An 18,470-nucleotide genomic window follows, 5' to 3' on the forward strand; every position below is an offset into this window, starting at 1 on the left:
CGAGACTTAAAGGATCCAGCCATGCCACTGACCTTCAACGAGATCGACTTCAAGGTCGACCTCCCCGACATCCCCCGCTCCACCCCGGTCGTGTCGCACACCGCGCCCTGCCTCAAGGAGCACGACGAGACGACGCGGGCCATCGCCAAGGTCCTCGACATCGACGTCCGCGGCACCGCCCAAGTGCCTCACGGCTATGCCATCGGCAGCAGCCGCGGCCAGGTCGAGGTCTTCGCCGCGAGCGGCGCGGTCCGGGCGCGCAACACCGAGCGGCTCACGGCATACGAGGATGAGAGCCGTCGCTGGGAGGGCGTCGAGCGCGACGACGACGGCACCTACCGCCTCTCCGACGACGCGAGCAAGCGCCTGAGCCACCACGGACTCGAGGTCCTGTACCAGGTCGGCATCCGCGCCGAGTACGCCGGACTCGACGTCACCCTCGGCCAGTGGGCTCGCTTCAACGAGGACGGCAAGGAGGAGGACTCCGGTCCCGGACGTGCCACCGTCCGTCTTTCGTATGCCGTCCACGGCCTGCCGCTCATCGGTCCCGGCGCGAAGACGAACCTGCACTTCGACCCCGAGGACGACGGCCAGACACCGGCGCTCGCGCGAATGTTCCACGTCAACCGCGGCATCGAGACGACCGGCGAGGTAGCCACCCAGTCGCTCGACGAGGCGTTCTCCGGGCTGCTCCGGCAGAGCTGGTCCGGCAAGGGCATCCGTGACGGCGAGGGCCGGATCACGATCACGGCGGCGACGTTCGGGCTGCTGGCACTGCCGGCCGACGTCGTGCAGACGTTCGCGGCACCGGCGCTCATGGTCGAGGGATCGGTCAGCGGCGTCGAGGTCGGCAAGGACGAGACGGTGACGGTGCGCTTCGGCCAGTACCTCCCGCTCGCCCACCCCAAAGCGCTCGCCGAGGCGGGCTATGGCGGCGGTCGGCTGGAGCCGGGTGTCGTGGTGAGGGGCCGCACTCGCGGTCAGTGACCACTGAGGGTGGGGGCGCCTCGGTCCTCACAAAGGCGTACCAGGGACCGCCTTTGTGAGGACCGAGTGCCGTTGGCCATACTCGGCCGACGTCAGAAGTGGTTCAGAGGCCCATCTTGGACTTGAACTCGGGGCACTGGACCTCAATGGTGATGACGGCGACCTTGGCGGCCACGTCACCTTCCAGCCCGAAGGTGTCCTTCATCCACGGGCCGACCTCACCGGCCTTGCCCGACCCGATCCGGGTGCAGATGCCGCTGGCGAGCTCGTCCATCTTGGCCGTCTCGGTCATGCCGGCCGCCTTGGCCACTGCGTAGAACCCGATCTTGGCGCCCATCTCTTGGCCCGCGGACTCCGCGCCGGAAGCGCTGGAGGTGGGGGATGGGCTGCTCGTGCTCAGGGTGGATGACGGCGAGGCCTGAGGGGCTGCGGCGGTCGTGGTCGGGCTCGATGACACGGTGTCACCGGACTCGCTGCCGCAGGCCGACAGGGCGAGGCAGCAGAGCACCGCGGCCACCAGTGAAGTGTTGTGCCGAACCGTGCCCATGCTGATCCCCATTCCCCCGATGCCCCTGTGGCCGGCTCACCTTATGCGACAGCGCGCATCCAGCGGCGAATCGTCACGTCGCGAGGCTGTGCGGCAGCCCCTTGCGTCACCCGCCGACGCAAAGGCACTCCTCTACACCGCAGTGTGTTGGCTCCGCCCGGCGCGGGCGCCGGCGCCGGCCGCGATCGCCAGGCGACCAGTCCTACTTCCCCCGCCACTCCTTGTGGAAGGCGACGAAGGCACGGTCCGTCCCGGGACCCCAGTTGCTGTCCTGCTCGACCTTGAGGATCTTCTGGAACTTCTTGACGATGACCCTCACGGCGGCCCGCGTCTCGGGTCCGTAGCTGCCGTCGCCGGAGACGTCGACGATCGCCTGCACGATCTTGATCTGGGTCCTGTTCTGCGGCAGCGACGCCGCGGCGACCGCCCTGAACGCCTGGGCCCGCAGCTCGGTGTCGGCACCCCAGTGCGAGTCCAGCGCTGCCTCGAGAAGGAACTGCATCGCGTGGACGTCCTCGCGCGACCAGCGCAGCGGATGCGCCGTCGTCGGGGTCGTGGTGGTCGTGGTCGTCGTCGGGTGGGTGACCGGCGGGGACGGCGCGTAGTTCGGGCGGAAGAAACCACGCACGAACTTGCCCGTCCGCTTCTTCCGATAGACGCCGTCGCCGTTGTTCTGCGAGCCGACGTTGCTCGGGGACGTGTTGCCCTCGATGGTGGTGATGACGAGGTCCTTGGACCCGAGGGCGCCCTGGCGGGTGACCTTCTCGACGATGCCGATGTGCGAGCTCTTGGTCTTGCCCATGACGACCCAGTCGCCGACCTTGGGAGTCGTGTGCCACTGCCCCGCCGCCCTCGCGTCGGCCTCGATCTGCGGGACGTAGTAGGGCCCCCAGCCGAAGTCGTCGGTCATGTCCTTGCCCCCGACCTTCGCACCCGACTGGAGGAAGGCCGCACACCACGAGGCGCCGTTCCACGACGGCTTGGTGTTGAGCCAGTACTTCACCTGGTTGCTGCCGGGCGGTGACTCCGTCGTCCCGATCTGGGACGCGGCCCAGAAGAGGAACTCCTGCTTCGTGAGATGCCTGAGGATCTCTGCGGTGGCGGCCATCACTCCTCCTCGTAGATCGAGCTGTCCGGCGCCGGCGTCTGGTCCGGGAGGGTCTCGCCCTCGGGGAAGTCGTCGGTGTCGCTCAGGTCCTCGACGAGCGGGGGCGGACCCACCTGCTCGAAGAACGGCGGGATCTCCGGCATCGTGCTGTCGGACATGGCTGACCTCCTGAGGCGTCCGAGCACCCGACGTGTGCGGGTCTGCTTGGCCACGCGGTCGGGCTCATCCAGCCCTCCCACGGTAGACCCGCTCCGGTCTGCTTTTCAGCCGTTTCGGACAGGTCCCGACAGAGGAGCACACACGGCATACGCGATGGACGTGCCCTCCTGGCAGGGTAGGGGTCGACTGCCCTCAGACCTTCGGGACCGCTGCGCTCAGGACGCGCCATCCGCGCTGCATCCACGTGAGCTGGACGTGGACCTTGCCCAAGTTCTCGGCGACGGTGACCTTGGTGGCCAGCTTCGAGCTCAGGGGAGTGGTGGTGCCCGCCCGCGTCACGTTCTTGGTCGCCGACCAGCACCGGTTCGCATCGAGCCCGATCCCCAGTGCGTCGGTCAGGAGCGACTGCGTGCTCTGCGGGTCCAGCGGTCTGTCCAGCTCAGCAGCAGTGCTGCCGATCTGGTAGCCGGACAGCGTGCACTGCGCCAGGGCCGCGCGAGGAGTCCCGCGTCGGGTCAGGGCCGACTGCACCAGTTCCGTACCCATCGACGTCAGCTCGTCGGCCGTGACATCGTGGACCACCCAGCTGACGTCGAGCGCTCGGTCGAGGGCCCACGACACCTCGGTCGGCCTCGCGAAGAAGACGACCTGGTCCTCGGGGGCGAGAACGGTGCGCCCCAACGTGTCCTGGTCGACGACCGAGCGGAACGACACGGCGCGCGTGGACTCATGGGTCCGCTCCGGGAGGCGCGTGAGCGGTGGGGACGTGGCGACCCACACCGCATCGGAGTTGTTGCGCAGCCACAGCCGGGTGCCGTCGGTCGTGCAGGCCCTGATGGTCTCGAGGTAGGGCAGCTCCTCCTCGAACTCCGCCCTGACCGTCAGGCCGGTCCAGCCATCCGGGCACTCGCCGTCGGGCGTCGTCGACGCCCAGGACGAGTCCACGGTCTGCGTCGGCGGGGCGTCAGTCGGTGAAGGGTCCGGTGTGGGGGGCGCAGAGGTCGAGACGTCAGTGCCCGTGGTCGACGGCGGCCCGCTCGTCATCGGGAAGTCTCCCGACCCGTCGGCACTCCCCGCTGACGTAGAGCCGCACGCTGCGAGAGCGAGCGTGGCGACGAGCGCTGCGCTGAGAACTGTGGGCTGGCGGAGCATCGTGGCCCTCTTTCACCGTGGTGGGGCTCATGGTCTCGTCGGCGCGACCCGGACCGCATGACCCGAACGGCCTGACCCGCATGGGTGGGGATCGGCACCGTCGGGCACGTTCGGACACCGCGTGGCCGTCAGACCCGCTCCCACCCGTTCCGAGACTGCTGAGCACGTGCACGCGCTTCACCCTCTGACGCAAAGACACTCCTCCACGTGACCCCTGCGCGAGACACGACGACACGCTCGTATGCCGTCCGCCCCCGTCTCGCGGAACCCGTCACCACCGCGGTCCGTTGAACTCCTCATGCCCCTCCCGCCGCTGCCCCCACTGTCCGGCCAGGCCACTCGACTCGTGGAGCTCGGGGTGCACGAGCTCGCCGGCCTCACCGCGGCGGACCTGCGACAGCGCGCAAACGCCTCTGCCGAGGGGCTGCTCGTGACACCTGCACCCGCGTCGGCCCTCGCCAGCCTGCTCCGCCTCGACGGCAAGGAGGGCTTCGTCGTCGAGGACATGACCGACGTCGACGTCTTCGCCCCCATCGAGGAGGCGGCCCGACCGGACGGCGTCTACGTCGTCGACGGCCTCGACCGTGGCGACGGCCACCGCAACCGCACGCCGGCCGAGGCGCTCCCCGACATCGTTGCGGCACAACGGTCCCCGCTCACCCTCGAGGAGGGCCTGCACTGGGCGATCCAGAACCCCGCCGTCCTCGAGCGCAACCACTGCTTCATGACGATCGGCTCACGGCTGCGCAAGCCTCAGGGCGGGTTCGACGCCCGAACGCCGGCCCTGTGGATCAGCAACGGCACCGGTCGCGACGGCCGCGCGCGAGCCGGCGCACCCAAGCTGGGCTGGTGCTGGTGGGGCAACCGGCACACGTGGCTCGGCATCGCGTCCTGCGCCTCGTGGGGCTGAGCCGCCCAGCCGGGCCCGCGTCAGTGGTGGTGGTGCCCGAACGACGTCTCGAGGGCATCGAGGGTGGCGGTCCGCTCGCGCGACGCCATCCAGTGCATGACCGGTGTCGCCAGGTGGTAGAGACCGTGGGTCTCGAGCCGCACGTGATGGTGGACGAGCGTCGTGTGGTCGCCCTTGGCCTCGAGCCGGTAACCGGGCCACCCCTCGGCCTTGACCTTGCCCGCGGCCGTCTTGTCCCACCAGTGGTAGACGAGGGTCGTCGGGGGCTCGAACTCCGAGATCTCCCCGGGCATCGACCCGGCCATCGTCCGGTCGACGTAGGTCGTGCCCTTGGCCGGTGGACCCGGCGACGTCTGCTCGGTGCGGTGCAGGATGCTGCCCCGCTTCGGCATCCAAGCGTTGTGGCCCTCGATGTCGGCCAGGCGGGCGAACACGTCGGCCACCGGCGCATGGATGATGCGCTCCAGGTCGAACTCGACGACGCCCATACCCCAGAGTCCTCCCGTTCTGCTCCGGGCTCAAGATCGCGCAGGTAGCGTTCGAGCCGGGCACCTGGGCCCCCCGGAGGTGAGCATGACCATCGACCCCGAGCGCGCCGCGCGGGCGGAGCCGTATGGGTCCTTCATGTTCACGGTGCGCGGTGGAGGCCGCGAGGTGGCGGGGTTCTCCAGCCTGACCGTCGTCAAGCGGACGACCGCGGTCGTCGTCGGGGACGCCCCACCGACCGACGGTCCGGTGTCGGAGGCCATCGCCCTCGAACACGGCGCGAGCCACGACTCCGACTTCGTCGCGTGGGCCGCTCGGGGCGAGCTCGCGTCCCACATGGACCTCGACATCCACGTGCACGACGAGGCGGGGCGGCTCGTGCGGACCTACCAGCTGACCGGCTGCTGGGTCTCCGAGTTCCAGTCGCTGCCGGACCTCGACGGCGACAGCAACGCCGTGACGATCGGCCACCTCAGGCTCGAGAACCAGGGCTGGACCAGCGTCGCCGCCGTGCCCGAGCCGGAGGAGATCACCCTCCCCGACGACCAGCCGGACCTCGCGTCGCACATCAGCCTGCGCCCGGTGGGCGAGGACTGGCGCGAGGTCGGCGACGTGCGGCCCAAGGACGACCAGCGCGAGTTCGTGCACCCCATGGCGGCCGGCTACCTCCTCATGACCGAGCGCCCCGGCCCGTGGAACTCGCTCGGCATCTACGAGGGCGACACCGTCGTCGGGCATGCGATGTGGGGCCTGGACGACGACGAGGCGCACTGGATCGGGGGCTTCGTCATCGACCAGACCGCCCAGGGCCGAGGGCTGGGTCGAGCGGCGATGGTCGCGCTCATGGCGTGGCTCGCCGAGCAGCCCGGACACTGGGTCACCCGGTTGTCCCACCACCCCGACAACGTCGTGGCTGCGCAGCTCTACGCCGAGCTCGGCTTCACCCCGACCGGGGGGACCGACGAGGACGGCGAGATCATCCTCGAGATCCGGGCCTGAGGAGCGCTGTGCGACGACGCTTCACCGCTCCCCTCTGGCAGTGGCAGGCCCGGGACGGCTGGTACTTCGTCACCCTCCCGGCCGACGTCGCCGACGAGATCGCCGACGGCATCGCCGACCTCGACCGCGCCCCGAGTGGGTTCGGCGCCGTCAGGGTGCGCGTCACCGTCGGCAGGACGACCTGGGATACCTCCGTCTTCCCCGACGCGACGCTCGGCAGCTACGTCCTCCCCGTCAAGAAGGCCGTCCGCAACGCCGAGTCGCTCACTGAGGGGTCCGACGTGGACGTCCACCTCGAGGTGCTCTGACCCCGGTCACCCTCGCGGACCGGTGCCTCACCACGTGGAGCAAAGACACTCCTCTGCGTGGGAGGTGCACCGCGCAACCGCCCAAGCGCGCCAGCGCCCCCCAGCGCCCAGCACCCAGCGCCCCGGCCTCAGTCGGTCCCGGCCGCCAGCAGCTCACGCACCCGCGGAGCGACCTGCTCACCGAACAGCCGGATCGAGCTCATCCGCAGCTCGTGCGGCAGCCTCCCGTTCGAGTACTTGAACTGGAAGCGCTTCGCCCCGAGCGTCCGGCACGTCGCGACGATCTTGCGCGCCACCGTCTCGGGCGACCCGCAGTAGGCCGCACCCTCCGGCCCCACCTGCGCCCGCGCAGCCTCCTCGGTCATCGGCGCCCATCCGCGTTCGCGCCCGAGCTTGCGCATCTGCTCGATGAAGTGCGGCAGGTACTCCTCGACCGCCTGCTCGTCGGTCTCGGCCACGTGCCCGGGTGAGTGCACGCCCACGGGCAACCCGGCATACCCGTATTCGGCACAGGCGCGCCGGTAGAGGTCCGCCAGCGGAGCGAACTGAGCGGCAGACCCGCCGATGATCGCGATGACGACCGGCATGCCGTACTGCGCCGCCCGCACCACCGACGCCGGCGTCCCACCCACGCCGACCCAGGTCCGCAGCGCACCCGACTCGGTCGGCGGCATCACCGGACCGGACGTCCGCACCGGCGGCCGCGTCGTCCCCGACCACTCGAAGGCCCTCTCCTGCAACACCTTCGCGAGCAGGTCGAGCTTCTCCGAGAACAGCACCTCGTAGTCGTCGAGCGACAGCCCGAACAGCGGGAACGACTCGATGAACGAGCCGCGCCCGACGCAGATCTCGGCCCGCCCACCCGACAGCGCGTCCACCGTCGAGAACCGCTGGAACACCCGGATCGGGTCATCCGACGACAGCACCGTCACCGACGTGCCCAGCCGGATCTGCGAGGTCGTCGTCGCCAGCCCGGCGAGCAGCGTGTCCGGGGCGGAGATCGCGTAGTCCGGCCGGTGGTGCTCGCCCACCCCGAAGAAGTCGAGCCCCAGCGAGTCCGCGAGCTGCCCCTCGGCGAGCACCTCGCGGATGACGACGGCCGCCGGCAGCGGCTCCCCGTCCGCGCCGAGGGCGATGTCACCGAACGTGTCGAGCCCCAGCTCGATCGCCGGAGTGGACGAGGGAGTGGGCGGGTGTGCGGCCGTGTCCGTCATGCCTCCCGAGCGTAGTCAGGCCCACCCCACCCCGTAGGCCGGCCCGCGCACTGGGTGGGACCCGCGCCCTCGTCCCGCTGCGGACGCACCGCAGCGCTTTCGCAGCGCATCCGCAGCGCACCCCGTGACGCTCGGCCCACCGACGCACGTTCTCCACCTGAGGAGCACCATGAAGCGCACCATCACCGCCACTGCCATCACCGGACTCGCCCTCGCGGCAGCGACCGCGACGGCAGGTCCGGCGCAGGCCAACGACAAGACCCTGCAGATCTGGAACGCCGCCGGCACGAAGGTCGTCGCCAAGGCCTGGTACGACGACTCCACCGACAACCTCTGCGTCCGCAGCTACGTCCAGGGGCAGATGGCCACGGTCCGCATCGGCCCCTCTGGCGGCAGCACCTTCGCCAGCGCCAACGACGCCGGCTTCGGCAAGTCGACGAACTGCACCGGCAACATGTCGATCCCCGAGGACCGCTACTACTGGATGACGCTGAGCTATCCGGGGCGGCCGTCCAAGGACGCGAACTTCTACACGTGATCGGGGGAGCCATGCACCGCACCACACTCGCCGGCCTCGGCGCCGTCGCAGCCACGGTCGTCGCGGTCGGGATCGCCGCGCCGGCCCAGGCCGCGAGCAAGTCCGTCACCCTGACGAACCCCTCCGGAGGGGCCCACGCCGTCCTCCACTGGGACGACACCTACGACACCCTCTGCCTGACCCTGAAGTCGACGGCGGCGAGCGCCTATGCCGACGCCGACATGAGCCTCACCGACGGCACCCACTTCCACCACCTGCGGGTCACCCGGTCCAAGACGAGGGACTGCACCGGCAACCTCTCGATCCCTGAGGACCGGGCGGCGCAGATGAGTGTCAACGGCGGGACCAACTCGTTCCACAGGACCTCGGGCTGGGTGGGCTTCTTCACCTGAGCGCCTCGGCCCTGCGGCGTCACACCGGCGCCGTAGGGTCGAGCCATGCCCCTGCGCACCCTCGCGAACGTCCTCGACTCCGCGCTCGACCGCACCGTCGTGCCCGGCTTCTCCAAGATCGGGTATGCCGTCCGCCGTCGCCTCCCGACGTGGCCGGCCGACCCGGCGCCCGGCTCCCTCGCGGGCCGGCACGTCGTCGTGACGGGTGCGACCTCCGGCCTCGGCACCGCGACGGCTCGCCAGCTGAGCGCCCTCGGCGCCCACGTGCACCTCGTCGTCCGCAACGCCGACAAGGCCGCCGACGTGGCGCGCGAGCTCCCCGGGCCGTCGACCACGTGGACCTGCGACCTCGGCGACCTCGACAGCGTGCGCGCCTGTGCCGCAGCGATGCTCGCCGACGCCCCACCGCTCGACGCCATCGTCCACAACGCCGGCGCCATGCCGGCCGAGCGCACCGAGTCGCCGCAGGGCCACGAGCTCTCGATGTCGATCCACGTCCTCGGCCCGGTCCTGCTCACCGACCTGCTCCTGCCCAAGCTCGAGGGGCACGAGGCCCGCGTCGTGCTCGTGACGTCCGGTGGCATGTACGCCCAGGCGCTCCCGGTCGACGACCCGGACTACACGCGGGGCACCTACGCGCCGCCCACGGCATACGCACGGAGCAAGCGCACCCAGGTCGAGCTCCTCGACATCCTCACGGTCCGGTGGGCCCGGGCGGGCGTCGCGGTCTACGTCATGCACCCCGGCTGGGCCGCGACGCCCGGCGTCACCGAGTCGCTGCCGACGTTCGACAAGGTCATGGGTCCGGTCCTGCGGGACGCCGATCAGGGCAGCGACACGACGACCTGGCTCGTCGGCGCGCAGCCGCGACCGCGCGGTGGCGGCCTGTGGATGGACCGGCGCGAACGCCCCACCGCGTACTTCGGTCGCAACGCCGCCAGCTCGGACGAGCGCCGGCGCATGTGGCAGTGGGTCGCCGACGCGACCGGCCTCACCCCCTGAGCCGATGGACCACGCGCGCTGGGAGCAGCACGTGCACGAGGTCGCGACGCTCCACCCCCACCTCGCCGCCGAGCTCGACGAGCACGGTGTCCCCGAGCGCTGGTCGCGTCCACCGGGGTTCCCCAGCCTCGTGCTCCTCATCCTCGAGCAGCAGGTCTCGCTCGCCTCGGCGGCCGCGGCCTATGCCCGGGTGCGAGCCCGCGCCGGCGCCATGACCCCGACCGCGCTGCTCGCCACCACCCCGGAGCAGCTGCGCGAGGACGGCGTCTCGCGCCAGAAGGACCGCTACCTCCGGGCGCTCGCGACCGCGGTCGAGTCCGGCGAGCTCGACCTCGAAGCCCTGGCGACGCTCCCCGACGACGAGGTCGCCGCGCGGCTCACCGCCCTGCCCGGCATCGGGCGCTGGACCGCCGAGGCCTACCTCCTCGCGTGCCTCGACCGCCCCGACGTGTGGCCGATCGGGGACCGTGCCCTCCAGGTCGCCGTGGGCGAACGGCTCGGTCTCGCCGAGGTGCCGGTGGGTGCGGCGCTCGAGGAGCTCGGCGAGCAGTGGCGCCCGCACCGGTCGACCGCGGCGCGGCTGCTCTGGCACGGCTACCTCACCCGGCGCGGCCGACGCGAGACCGACGTCGACCTCCGGCCGGGCGACTGAGCGCTCAGTCCTCGGCGACCGCCGCGAAGCGCGCCAGCAGGTGCGGCCACTCGCTGAACGTGCTGCGCCGGGCGATGTTGTCCGGGTTCCACCCGTCGTGGGTGAGCGTCACGAGGGTGCCGTCGTCGGTCGGCTCGAAGTCGACGACGAGCTCGGTCGGGTGGTCACGCGGCAGCGAGAGGTGGAACGTCATCGCGAACCGCTCACCCGTCGTCCACTCGGTGACCTGCCCGATCGGGTAGTCCTCACCGTCGTGGTGCAGCACCACCTGGCCGCCCTCGACCTCCTCGACGTCGGCGCCCTCGTAGGTCGACGGGTCCGCGGTCAGCCTCGGGTCCCACCAGTCGCCCAGCCGCTCCGTGAACACCTCGAAGGCGTGCACCGGGTCTGCCTCCACCTGCTGCGTGCACACGATGGCACCGTCGCCGTCCAGCGCTGTGTCGTGGTCCCGGGGAAGCACGCCTCCAGTGTGCTCCGAAATGCTGCGCTCGCGCGAGATGAGAGCTAAGAAAACGCGTGAAGGACGTCGGTCGCACCGGTGTGTCGGTGGCCGATCGTAGGCTGTCGCGAAGGGGTATGCCGTGCGCCGCTCTGTGTGTGAGTTCGCCTGTCGCTCAGTCGAATTCGTCGTTCACAGGTCCGCTCGAACGCTTGACTCTCGAACAGGAGTTCGAGAGAATGGGGTATGGACATCGAGGTCGCAGACGGGCAGGGCGCTCCCCATGCTGCCGTCGTCGCGCTCGAGTCCGCCCGGTCGGCCCTCACTGCGGTCCGGGAGGCGCTGCCGCAGCTCAGTGGCGCCGAGCTGGCCGAGGTCCTGCGTCTCGCCGACGCGGTGAAGGCGCAGGCCTGCGCGACGCAGGTTCTCGTGACGACCGAGGCCGCCCATCGAGGGGAGTTCACCTCCGCCCGACGAGGCGCCGGGTCCGCCCACGAGTGGGTCCTCGAGCACGCACCGTCGCTGCGACAGGGCGGCGCCGGGCAGCTCGCGTCGTTCGCCGTCGACGTCGCCCACTGCACGCCGGGCGGTCAGTGGTCGACCGAGGGTCCTCGTGCGGGAGCGTTCGCCGATCCGCAGCGGGCCGAGGGTGTCGTGTGGGCGCGGGTCGTCACGGGCGAGGTCGGGGTGCCGCTGGCGCGAACGATGCTCACCGAGATCGCGCGTCTCGCCGACCGGCTGCGGCCCGAGGCGATCCCGACCGTGGCCGCGGCGATGCTCGACCACGGTGTGCTGTGCGGCGTCCGCGACGTCAAGCGGGTGCGCACGCGGCTCCTGGCCCAGCACGGTCTCGACGGCGAGCTCGACGATGACCAGCGACGACTGCGGACCGCCGCCCACCTGTCCCAGCCCGAAGTGTCCGAGGGTGACATCACCGAGTACCGCATGGGCCTCACCCCCGAGCAGTCCGCTGCCCTCGAGGCCGCGCTGGGTCCGCTCGCCAGTCCGGTGCCCGACCCGGCGACCGGAGCCTTCGACCCGCGCTCCCACGGTCAGCGCCGCGCCGAAGCCCTCATGTCGATCGTCACCGGGCACGCGGCGCGCGACGGTGAGGTCGCCGGCCCGGCGGCGGCGCCGACGGCTCTCCACGTGACGATGGGCCTGACCGACCTCGTGCGGTTCCTCGACCTGTCCGGCACTTCGGTCCCGGGGTGCCCGTCGACGACCGCGTTCGGGACGGTGGTCGGGTCCACCGCGGCCGGCACCATCCTCAACGCGGGTGACGTCCGGCGGCTGGCCTGCGACGCCGACATCATCCCGGTCGTCCTCGGCAGCGCCGGGGAGGTGCTCGACGTGGGTCGCGCGGCGCGGCTGTTCACCCGTGGCCAGCGCCGGGCCCTGACCCACCGCGACGGTGGCTGCACGTGGCCCGGGTGCGACGCACCGGCATCGTGGGGCCGCGCCCACCACGTCGTGCACTGGGTCGACGGCGGGCGGTCGGACCTCGACAACGCAGCCCTGCTCTGCCAGCGACATCACACCCACGTCCACGACCAGCGCCTCGTGGCCACGGTCCATCCGCCCGACGAGTTCGGCCGTTCCGTCACGTGGGACGGCACTCCGGGGAGCTACGACATCGCCCTGTCCCGCCGGCTCGCCGCCCGGCGGCGCGACGGTGAGCGCCGACGAGCCGACCGGCGGCGCGACGCGGAGCATCGACGGCGCGCCCTCGACGTGGGTGGACCCGACCCGTGGGCCGGCGCCTGGGCGCGCTCGTGGGCCGACGACGAGGACCTCGTGGCCGAGCTCGAGGCGATCCATGACGCCGACGTGCGCGGTCCGGGGAGCCTCCACGAGATGCCGGAGCCCGCGGCGGCCTGACGGGGGGAGTGTCGCCCGGAACGACGCACCCCGTCCTGACCTGCAATTCTTGACACATTCAAGAAAAGGGACAAGGGTGGACGCATGCCCACCACCCCCACCACCGACGTCCCGCACGTCGACGACGAGCAGCTGCTCCGGGGTGCCCACCTGCGCGTGACGCGACCCCGGCTCGCGGTCCTGCACGCCCTGCGCGAGAGCCCGCACGCCGATACCGGCACGGTCCTCGACGCGGTGCGCGGACGGCATACAACGGTCTCGCACCAGGCGGTCTACGACTGCCTGCACGCGCTCACGGACGCGGGTCTCGTGCGCAGGATCCAGCCCACAGGCTCGGTCGCGCGCTACGAGCTGAGTGTCGGCGACAACCACCACCACGCCGTGTGCCGCGTCTGCGGCTCCATCACCGACGTCGCCTGCGCGACCGGCAGGGCGCCGTGCCTGCACGCGTCCGACCCGCAGGGCTTCGCCGTCGACGAGGCCGAGGTCATCTACTGGGGCCTCTGCCCGAACTGCCAGAACCAGCCGGACTCCGACAGCACAGCACCACACCACGAGAAGGGACGCCGATGACCATCCACGACAACATGTCCGACGACGCCGAGGTCAAGGAGATGAACCAGGAGGCGCCGACCACCCCGGACGGCGTCACCACCCCCGAGGGCGACGCCCCCAGCGGCTGCCCCGTCATGCACGGCGCCGCGGCGCACCCGACCCAGGGTGACGCGAACCGCGTCTGGTGGCCGAACCGGCTCAACCTCAAGATCCTCGCCAAGAACCAGCCGGCGTCCAACCCTCTCGGCAGCGACTTCGACTACGCCGCGGCCTTCGAGGCACTCGACCTCGCCGCCGTCAAGAGCGACATCAGCGAGGTCCTCACGACGTCGCAGGACTGGTGGCCCGCGGACTTCGGCCACTACGGCCCGTTCATGATCCGCATGGCGTGGCACAGCGCCGGCACCTACCGCGTCCAGGACGGTCGTGGTGGCGGTGGCACCGGCCAGCAGCGGTTCGCGCCGCTCAACTCCTGGCCCGACAACGGCAACCTCGACAAGGCCCGCCGCCTGCTGTGGCCGGTCAAGAAGAAGTACGGCTCGTCGCTCTCGTGGGCCGACCTCATGATCCTCACCGGCAACGTCGCGCTCGAGACGATGGGCTTCGAGACCTTCGGCTTCGCCGGTGGCCGCGTCGACGCGTGGGAGCCCGACGACGACGTCTACTGGGGCCCCGAGACCGAGTGGCTCGGCGACAAGCGCTACCAAGGCGACCGTAAGCTCGACAACCCGCTCGCCGCCGTCCAGATGGGCCTCATCTACGTCAACCCCGAGGGCCCCAACGCCAACCCGGACCCGGCGCTGTCCGCCATCGACATCCGCGAGACGTTCGCCCGCATGGCCATGGACGACGAGGAGACCGTCGCCCTCATCGCCGGTGGTCACACCTTCGGCAAGACCCACGGTGCCGCCGACCCCGAGGCCTACGTCGGAGCCGAGCCCGAGGCCGCCGCGCTCGAGGAGCAGGGCCTCGGCTGGAAGCAGTCCTTCCAGTCCGGCAAGGGCAAGGACGCCATCACGTCCGGTCTCGAGGTCACCTGGACCCCGACGCCGACGCAGTGGGGCAACGGCTTCTTCGACATGCTCTTCGGCCACGAGTGGGAGCTCTCGCAGTCGCCCGCCGGTGCCGCGCAGTGGGTCGCCAAAGACGCCGAGGCGATCATCCCCGCACCCGACGAGGGCGGCGCCAAGCGTCTGCCCACGATGCTCACGACCGACCTCGCGCTCCGGGTCGACCCGGCATACGAGGCGATCTCCCGTCGCTTCCACGAGAACCCGGCCGAGTTCGCGGACGCGTTCGCGCGTGCCTGGTACAAGCTGACGCACCGCGACATGGGCCCGGTCGACCGCTACCTCGGCCCCGAGGTCCCGAGCGAGGAGCTCCTCTGGCAGGACCCGATCCCCGCCAACGAGCTCGGCACGTCCGCCGACGACATCGCCGCCGCCAAGGCCGCGATCGCCGACTCCGGCCTGTCCGTGAGCCAGCTCGTCAAGACGGCTTGGGCCGCAGCTGCCAGCCACCGCACCAGTGACAAGCGTGGTGGCGCCAACGGTGGTCGCATCCGTCTCGAGCCGCAGCGCTCGTGGACGGTCAACGACCCGGCCGAGCTGGCGCAGGTCCTCCCGAAGATCGAGGAGGTCGCGGCGGCGCACAACGTCTCGTTCGCCGACGCCGTCGTCCTCGCCGGCAACGTCGGTGTCGAGCAGGCCGCTCGCGCCGCCGGTGTCGAGGTCGAGGTGCCGTTCACCCCGGGCCGCGGCGACGCGACCCAGGAGCAGACCGACGTCGACTCCTTCGCGTGGCTCGAGCCGTCGGCCGACGGGTTCCGCAACTTCGAGAAGCGCGACAACCGCCTCCCCGCGGAGTACTCGCTCGTCGACCGCGCGAACCTGCTCAGCCTCTCGGCACCCGAGCTCACCGTGCTCGTCGGTGGCCTGCGTTCGCTCGGCGCCAACGCCGGTGGCTCGACGCACGGTGTACTCACCGACCGCGTCGGCACGCTGAGCAACGAATTCTTCGTCAACCTGCTCGACCTGGGCACGACGTGGACGCCGGCCGACGACGACACCTACATCGGTCGCGGTGCGGCGGGTCAGGAGTGGACGGGCACGCGCGCCGACCTCGTGTTCGGCAGCAACTCCGAGCTGCGCGCCGTCGCCGAGGCCTACGCCTCCGACGACGTCGGCGAGAAGTTCGTGCACGACTTCGTCGCCGCGTGGGCCAAGGTCATGGACCTCGACCGCTACGACGTCAAGAAGTAGGCACCAACCCCCGCCCGGTGCGGGTTATCGAAGGTCCTGTCAGGCGCGCGAACTATGGCGCGTCTGGCAGGACCTTCCTGTTTCAACCCCAGAATGGCCGAGAACCTACGGCCGGCGAAGAACAAGGGAATCGCATCGGCTACCTTTCTGCCTGCGCCTGTCCGCAATGTCAGCTAGGGGAATTCACATGCTTCGCTCACTCTTCACTGCGACGGTCGTCGTCCTCGCTCTGGCCTCCTGTGGGGGCGGCGAGAAAACATCGGAAAGCGACACTAGCGACCCCAAGGTGCCAGCTGCGCAGACCACGCCGCCAAAAGAGCTTGGTGCGCTCGTGAAGTCAGGATTCGGTCAGAGAGACGAATACGTGTGGGTGACGGCCATAGTTCACAACAACTCGACCTACGTCGGACAGACGGTCACTGTGAACTTCAATGTGCTTGACGACAAGGGCTCTGTGCTGAAGTCCGAAGCCCAGGTCGAGTCCTTCTCCCAGCCGGACGCTGACCACATCATCGGAACTCAGGTCAGCCTTGAGCCAGGGATGAAGGCCGCCAAGGTCGAGGCGACATTGGACGTGGAGGCGAACGGAACTTTCAGTGACAAGCCGTTCCCTGCCCTCCCCGTTTCGAAGGTGGTCATCAAGAAGTCCGAGTACGGCGGTCAGGAGGCGAGTTTCGAGGTCTCGAATCCCACATCACAGCCGCTGAAAGACCTCCGCCTTGCCATTGCATGCGCTGACGCTGCCGGGAACCTCGTCGGTGGAGGGTCCGAGTTCCCGGAGCTGGTGCCAGCAAACGGAAAGGTCCGAGTGGATTCGAACATCATCGTTTCGGGTAACCCAGCATCGTGCTCGGTCTACACGGGCTCGCTCGGAGAGTCAGAGCCGTCGGCGGGCGCTTCCCCTTCGCCAACAGCAGCCGCGGTGTCCGGATCGGCTGAGTCTGCGTTCAAAATCTGGGTAGACCAGTTCTCGAAGAAGGACTGGAAGGCTCAGTACGTGACGCTCGTCAGTGCGCAGCAGAAGATCATCTCCGAAAAGGAGTACGTGGCCTGCCGAAACAGTGAGCAGGTGCCGGATCTGAAGTGGTCGAAACTCCTGAGCGTGACCGATGTTGGAACCATCACGATCCCGGGTACGAGCGCGAAACTGCCTGCGACGAAGGTGTCCGCCCAAGTGACTACGTCCGGCATGCAGGTCCCCGTTGACGCCCGAATGTTGAGCGAGGATGGACTGTGGAAGTGGTCTATGACGCAGGAGAACGTCGACAATTGCGCGTGATTGCCAGCTGACGGCGTATTCAGGCGCCTTGGATCTGCGGTTCTTCTCCGTTTGCCGCTGCCCCCCGTTGCCAAACCCTTCCGCTCCTGGCCATTGTGGAGCCCGCCCTAGTCGGAGCAGACTGGTTCCGAGGTGAGCGCAATGGCCGGCATCCTCGGGGTGGTCGTGATGGCGCTGCTCGGCGCCCTGCTCCCGGTCGTCGTGGCCCGCCGCGACCGCCACCCGCCCGAGCCCCTCGCCCCCGTCCTGCTCGGGCTCGAGCTGGCCCGGCTCGCCGACCACCTGCGTCAGGTCGAGGAGGGCAACCAGCCCAACAAGGCCGAGCGGCTGGCCGCCAGCACCCTGGCCTATGACCTGGCGCTGCGCGACTACTGCCGCAGCGTGGACCTGCCCGTCCCCGACGGGCTCGGGCTGTCGCGCAGCGAGCGGTTCGAGCTCGAGTCGGCGCTCCTCGTCCACGGCCACGACTGGTAGCCCTGCCGCCACTGATTGCCCCATCGGGCCCCACCGCGGGCGGCGCACGTGGGCCGGAAGACGCGCGGTGGGGCAATAAGTGGCGAGATAGGCTTCCTGACCTGCGACGATGGCGCGCATGACCCGACTGCGCACCGTCTCCCCGCAGGACCGCGGCTGGACCCGGCGTCGCGCCGGCAAGGGCTTCACCTACCTCGACCGCGAGGGCAAGCGGCTGCCGCAGCCCGAGGTCGAGCGGATCCGCTCGCTCGCCATCCCGCCCGCGTGGGAGGACGTGTGGATCTGCTCCGTCGCCAACGGCCACATCCAGGCCGTCGGCACCGACGACGCGGGCCGGCGGCAGTACCTCTACCACCCCGACTGGCGGGTCAAGCGCGACGAGCTCAAGTTCCAGCGCATCCTCGAGGCCGCCGAGCAGCTCCCGGCCGCCCGCCGTCGCGTCACCCGTGACCTCCACCGCGACGGTATGCCGTTGGAGCGCGCCGCCGCTGTCGCCGTGCGCCTGCTCGACCTCGGCTACTTCCGGATCGGCAACGACGTCTACACCGACGCCAACGGCTCGTTCGGCCTCACGACGCTCGAGCGCCAGCACGTCCGCAAGGTCGGCGAGGGACTCGTCTTCGCCTTCGACGGCAAGAGCGGTGTCTCGCAGAAGGTGACGATCCGCGACGAGGACGTCGCCGCGGCGATCGGCGAGATGCGCAAGCGCCGCTCGACGTCCAAGCGGGTCCTCGCCTACCGCACGGACTCGGGTTGGCGCGACCTCGAGGCGCCCGACGTCAACGCCTACCTCCACGACATCTTCGACGCCGAGGTCACCGCCAAGGACTTCCGCACGTGGCACGCCACCGTCCACGCGGCGGTGGGCCTGGCCTCGTCGCCCGAGCCGGGCGACACGCAGGCCTCGCGCAAGCGCGCGGTCAAGGAGGCCGTCCAGCAGGTCTCGGACTACCTCGGCAACACCCCCACCATCGCCAAGAACTCCTACGTCGACCCCCGGGTCATCGACCGCTACGACAACGGCGAGACGATCACCGTCCCGAAGGCCACCGGTCGCAACCCGATGCGCCGGCAGGAGGCGATCGAGAAGGAGGTCCGCACCCTCCTGAGCTGAGCACTTCGCGCGC

At 70.3% G+C, this 18,470-nt stretch carries 21 protein-coding genes; 14 read left to right on the forward strand and 7 right to left on the reverse strand.

Annotated features, from left to right (window positions below; all coding sequences use genetic code 11):
- Positions 1-21: 21 nt before the first annotated feature.
- Complete coding sequence (locus tag KLO01_RS06845; protein WP_147063485.1) at positions 22-987, forward strand: hypothetical protein; 966 nt, start codon at positions 22-24, stop codon at positions 985-987.
- 103 nt (positions 988-1,090) lie between these two features.
- On the opposite strand, the gene KLO01_RS06850 is transcribed toward KLO01_RS06845, so the two are convergent.
- From KLO01_RS06850 to KLO01_RS06860, 4 genes are all read right to left on the reverse strand, one after another.
- Positions 1,091-1,504, reverse strand: coding sequence for a hypothetical protein (locus KLO01_RS06850; RefSeq protein WP_147063487.1), 414 nt, complete (start codon positions 1,502-1,504; stop codon positions 1,091-1,093).
- A 232-nt stretch (positions 1,505-1,736) separates the two neighbouring features.
- On the reverse strand, positions 1,737-2,642 hold the full coding sequence (locus KLO01_RS06855; protein ID WP_147063489.1) for a CHAP domain-containing protein: 906 nt from the start codon (positions 2,640-2,642) through the stop codon (positions 1,737-1,739).
- Entirely contained in the window at positions 2,642-2,800 is a 159-nt protein-coding gene (locus KLO01_RS17105) for a hypothetical protein (RefSeq protein ID WP_186827946.1), read from the reverse strand. The genes KLO01_RS06855 and KLO01_RS17105 overlap by 1 nt, the downstream gene beginning before the upstream one ends.
- Before the next feature lie 193 nt (positions 2,801-2,993).
- Positions 2,994-3,746 (reverse strand): hypothetical protein, encoded by a 753-nt coding sequence (locus tag KLO01_RS06860; protein ID WP_147063490.1) that lies wholly within the window; start codon positions 3,744-3,746, stop codon positions 2,994-2,996.
- Positions 3,747-4,251: 505 nt separating this feature from the next.
- On the opposite strand from KLO01_RS06860, the gene KLO01_RS06865 reads away from it, so the two are divergent.
- Entirely contained in the window at positions 4,252-4,863 is a 612-nt protein-coding gene (locus KLO01_RS06865) for a DUF5701 family protein (RefSeq protein ID WP_147063492.1), read from the forward strand.
- Between the two features lie 20 nt (positions 4,864-4,883).
- On the opposite strand, the gene KLO01_RS06870 is transcribed toward KLO01_RS06865, so the two are convergent.
- A complete protein-coding gene (locus KLO01_RS06870; protein WP_147063494.1) occupies positions 4,884-5,351 on the reverse strand; it encodes an SRPBCC family protein in 468 nt (155 codons plus the stop codon).
- Between the two features lie 85 nt (positions 5,352-5,436).
- Here KLO01_RS06870 and KLO01_RS17290 point away from each other — a divergent pair, with 85 nt between their 5' ends.
- Together KLO01_RS17290 and KLO01_RS06885 are read left to right on the forward strand one after the other, a co-directional pair.
- A complete protein-coding gene (locus KLO01_RS17290) occupies positions 5,437-6,348 on the forward strand; it encodes a GNAT family N-acetyltransferase (RefSeq protein WP_222611941.1) in 912 nt (303 codons plus the stop codon).
- Between the two features lie 8 nt (positions 6,349-6,356).
- Positions 6,357-6,656, forward strand: coding sequence for a DUF1905 domain-containing protein (locus KLO01_RS06885; RefSeq protein ID WP_147063496.1), 300 nt, complete (start codon positions 6,357-6,359; stop codon positions 6,654-6,656).
- A gap of 128 nt (positions 6,657-6,784) precedes the next feature.
- Here KLO01_RS06885 and KLO01_RS06890 read toward each other — a convergent pair whose 3' ends face one another.
- Positions 6,785-7,870, reverse strand: coding sequence for an LLM class flavin-dependent oxidoreductase (locus KLO01_RS06890; protein ID WP_147063498.1), 1,086 nt, complete (start codon positions 7,868-7,870; stop codon positions 6,785-6,787).
- A 169-nt stretch (positions 7,871-8,039) separates the two neighbouring features.
- Between KLO01_RS06890 and KLO01_RS06895 the strand changes: the two genes are divergently transcribed.
- The 4 genes from KLO01_RS06895 to KLO01_RS06910 are packed head-to-tail and all read left to right on the forward strand — an operon-like array spanning position 8,040 to position 10,454.
- A complete protein-coding gene (locus KLO01_RS06895; RefSeq protein WP_147063500.1) occupies positions 8,040-8,408 on the forward strand; it encodes a hypothetical protein in 369 nt (122 codons plus the stop codon).
- Between the two features lie 11 nt (positions 8,409-8,419).
- Complete coding sequence (locus KLO01_RS06900) at positions 8,420-8,800, forward strand: hypothetical protein (RefSeq protein ID WP_147063501.1); 381 nt, start codon at positions 8,420-8,422, stop codon at positions 8,798-8,800.
- A gap of 45 nt (positions 8,801-8,845) precedes the next feature.
- Positions 8,846-9,802, forward strand: coding sequence for an SDR family NAD(P)-dependent oxidoreductase (locus KLO01_RS06905; protein WP_147063503.1), 957 nt, complete (start codon positions 8,846-8,848; stop codon positions 9,800-9,802).
- A 4-nt stretch (positions 9,803-9,806) separates the two neighbouring features.
- Complete coding sequence (locus KLO01_RS06910) at positions 9,807-10,454, forward strand: DNA-3-methyladenine glycosylase family protein (protein ID WP_147063505.1); 648 nt, start codon at positions 9,807-9,809, stop codon at positions 10,452-10,454.
- 4 nt (positions 10,455-10,458) lie between these two features.
- Here KLO01_RS06910 and KLO01_RS06915 read toward each other — a convergent pair whose 3' ends face one another.
- The gene (locus KLO01_RS06915) at positions 10,459-10,914 is read right to left on the reverse strand and encodes an SRPBCC domain-containing protein (RefSeq protein ID WP_186827947.1); all 456 of its coding nucleotides are present in this window, start codon (positions 10,912-10,914) and stop codon (positions 10,459-10,461) included.
- A gap of 225 nt (positions 10,915-11,139) precedes the next feature.
- On the opposite strand from KLO01_RS06915, the gene KLO01_RS06920 reads away from it, so the two are divergent.
- The 6 genes from KLO01_RS06920 (at position 11,140) to KLO01_RS06945 (ending at position 18,457) form a co-directional block, all read left to right on the forward strand.
- Positions 11,140-12,774 (forward strand): HNH endonuclease signature motif containing protein, encoded by a 1,635-nt coding sequence (locus KLO01_RS06920; RefSeq protein ID WP_147063510.1) that lies wholly within the window; start codon positions 11,140-11,142, stop codon positions 12,772-12,774.
- Between the two features lie 84 nt (positions 12,775-12,858).
- Positions 12,859-13,347 carry a Fur family transcriptional regulator gene (locus KLO01_RS06925; RefSeq protein ID WP_147063512.1) on the forward strand — a complete coding sequence of 163 codons (489 nt, stop codon included), beginning with the start codon at positions 12,859-12,861 and terminating at the stop codon, positions 13,345-13,347.
- Positions 13,344-15,590: a catalase/peroxidase HPI gene (katG, locus tag KLO01_RS06930; protein WP_246136095.1), complete on the forward strand. Its 2,247-nt coding sequence runs from the start codon at positions 13,344-13,346 to the stop codon at positions 15,588-15,590. Before KLO01_RS06925 ends, katG begins: the two co-directional genes overlap by 4 nt.
- A 187-nt stretch (positions 15,591-15,777) precedes the next feature.
- Complete coding sequence (locus tag KLO01_RS06935; RefSeq protein WP_147063514.1) at positions 15,778-16,869, forward strand: hypothetical protein; 1,092 nt, start codon at positions 15,778-15,780, stop codon at positions 16,867-16,869.
- A 132-nt stretch (positions 16,870-17,001) separates the two neighbouring features.
- Entirely contained in the window at positions 17,002-17,343 is a 342-nt protein-coding gene (locus KLO01_RS06940; RefSeq protein ID WP_147063516.1) for a hypothetical protein, read from the forward strand.
- 118 nt (positions 17,344-17,461) lie between these two features.
- Positions 17,462-18,457: a DNA topoisomerase IB gene (locus tag KLO01_RS06945; RefSeq protein WP_186827948.1), complete on the forward strand. Its 996-nt coding sequence runs from the start codon at positions 17,462-17,464 to the stop codon at positions 18,455-18,457.
- Positions 18,458-18,470 lie beyond the last annotated feature (13 nt).

The organism is Knoellia locipacati, from assembly GCF_007992835.1.
GTDB lineage: Bacteria > Actinomycetota > Actinomycetes > Actinomycetales > Dermatophilaceae > Knoellia > Knoellia locipacati.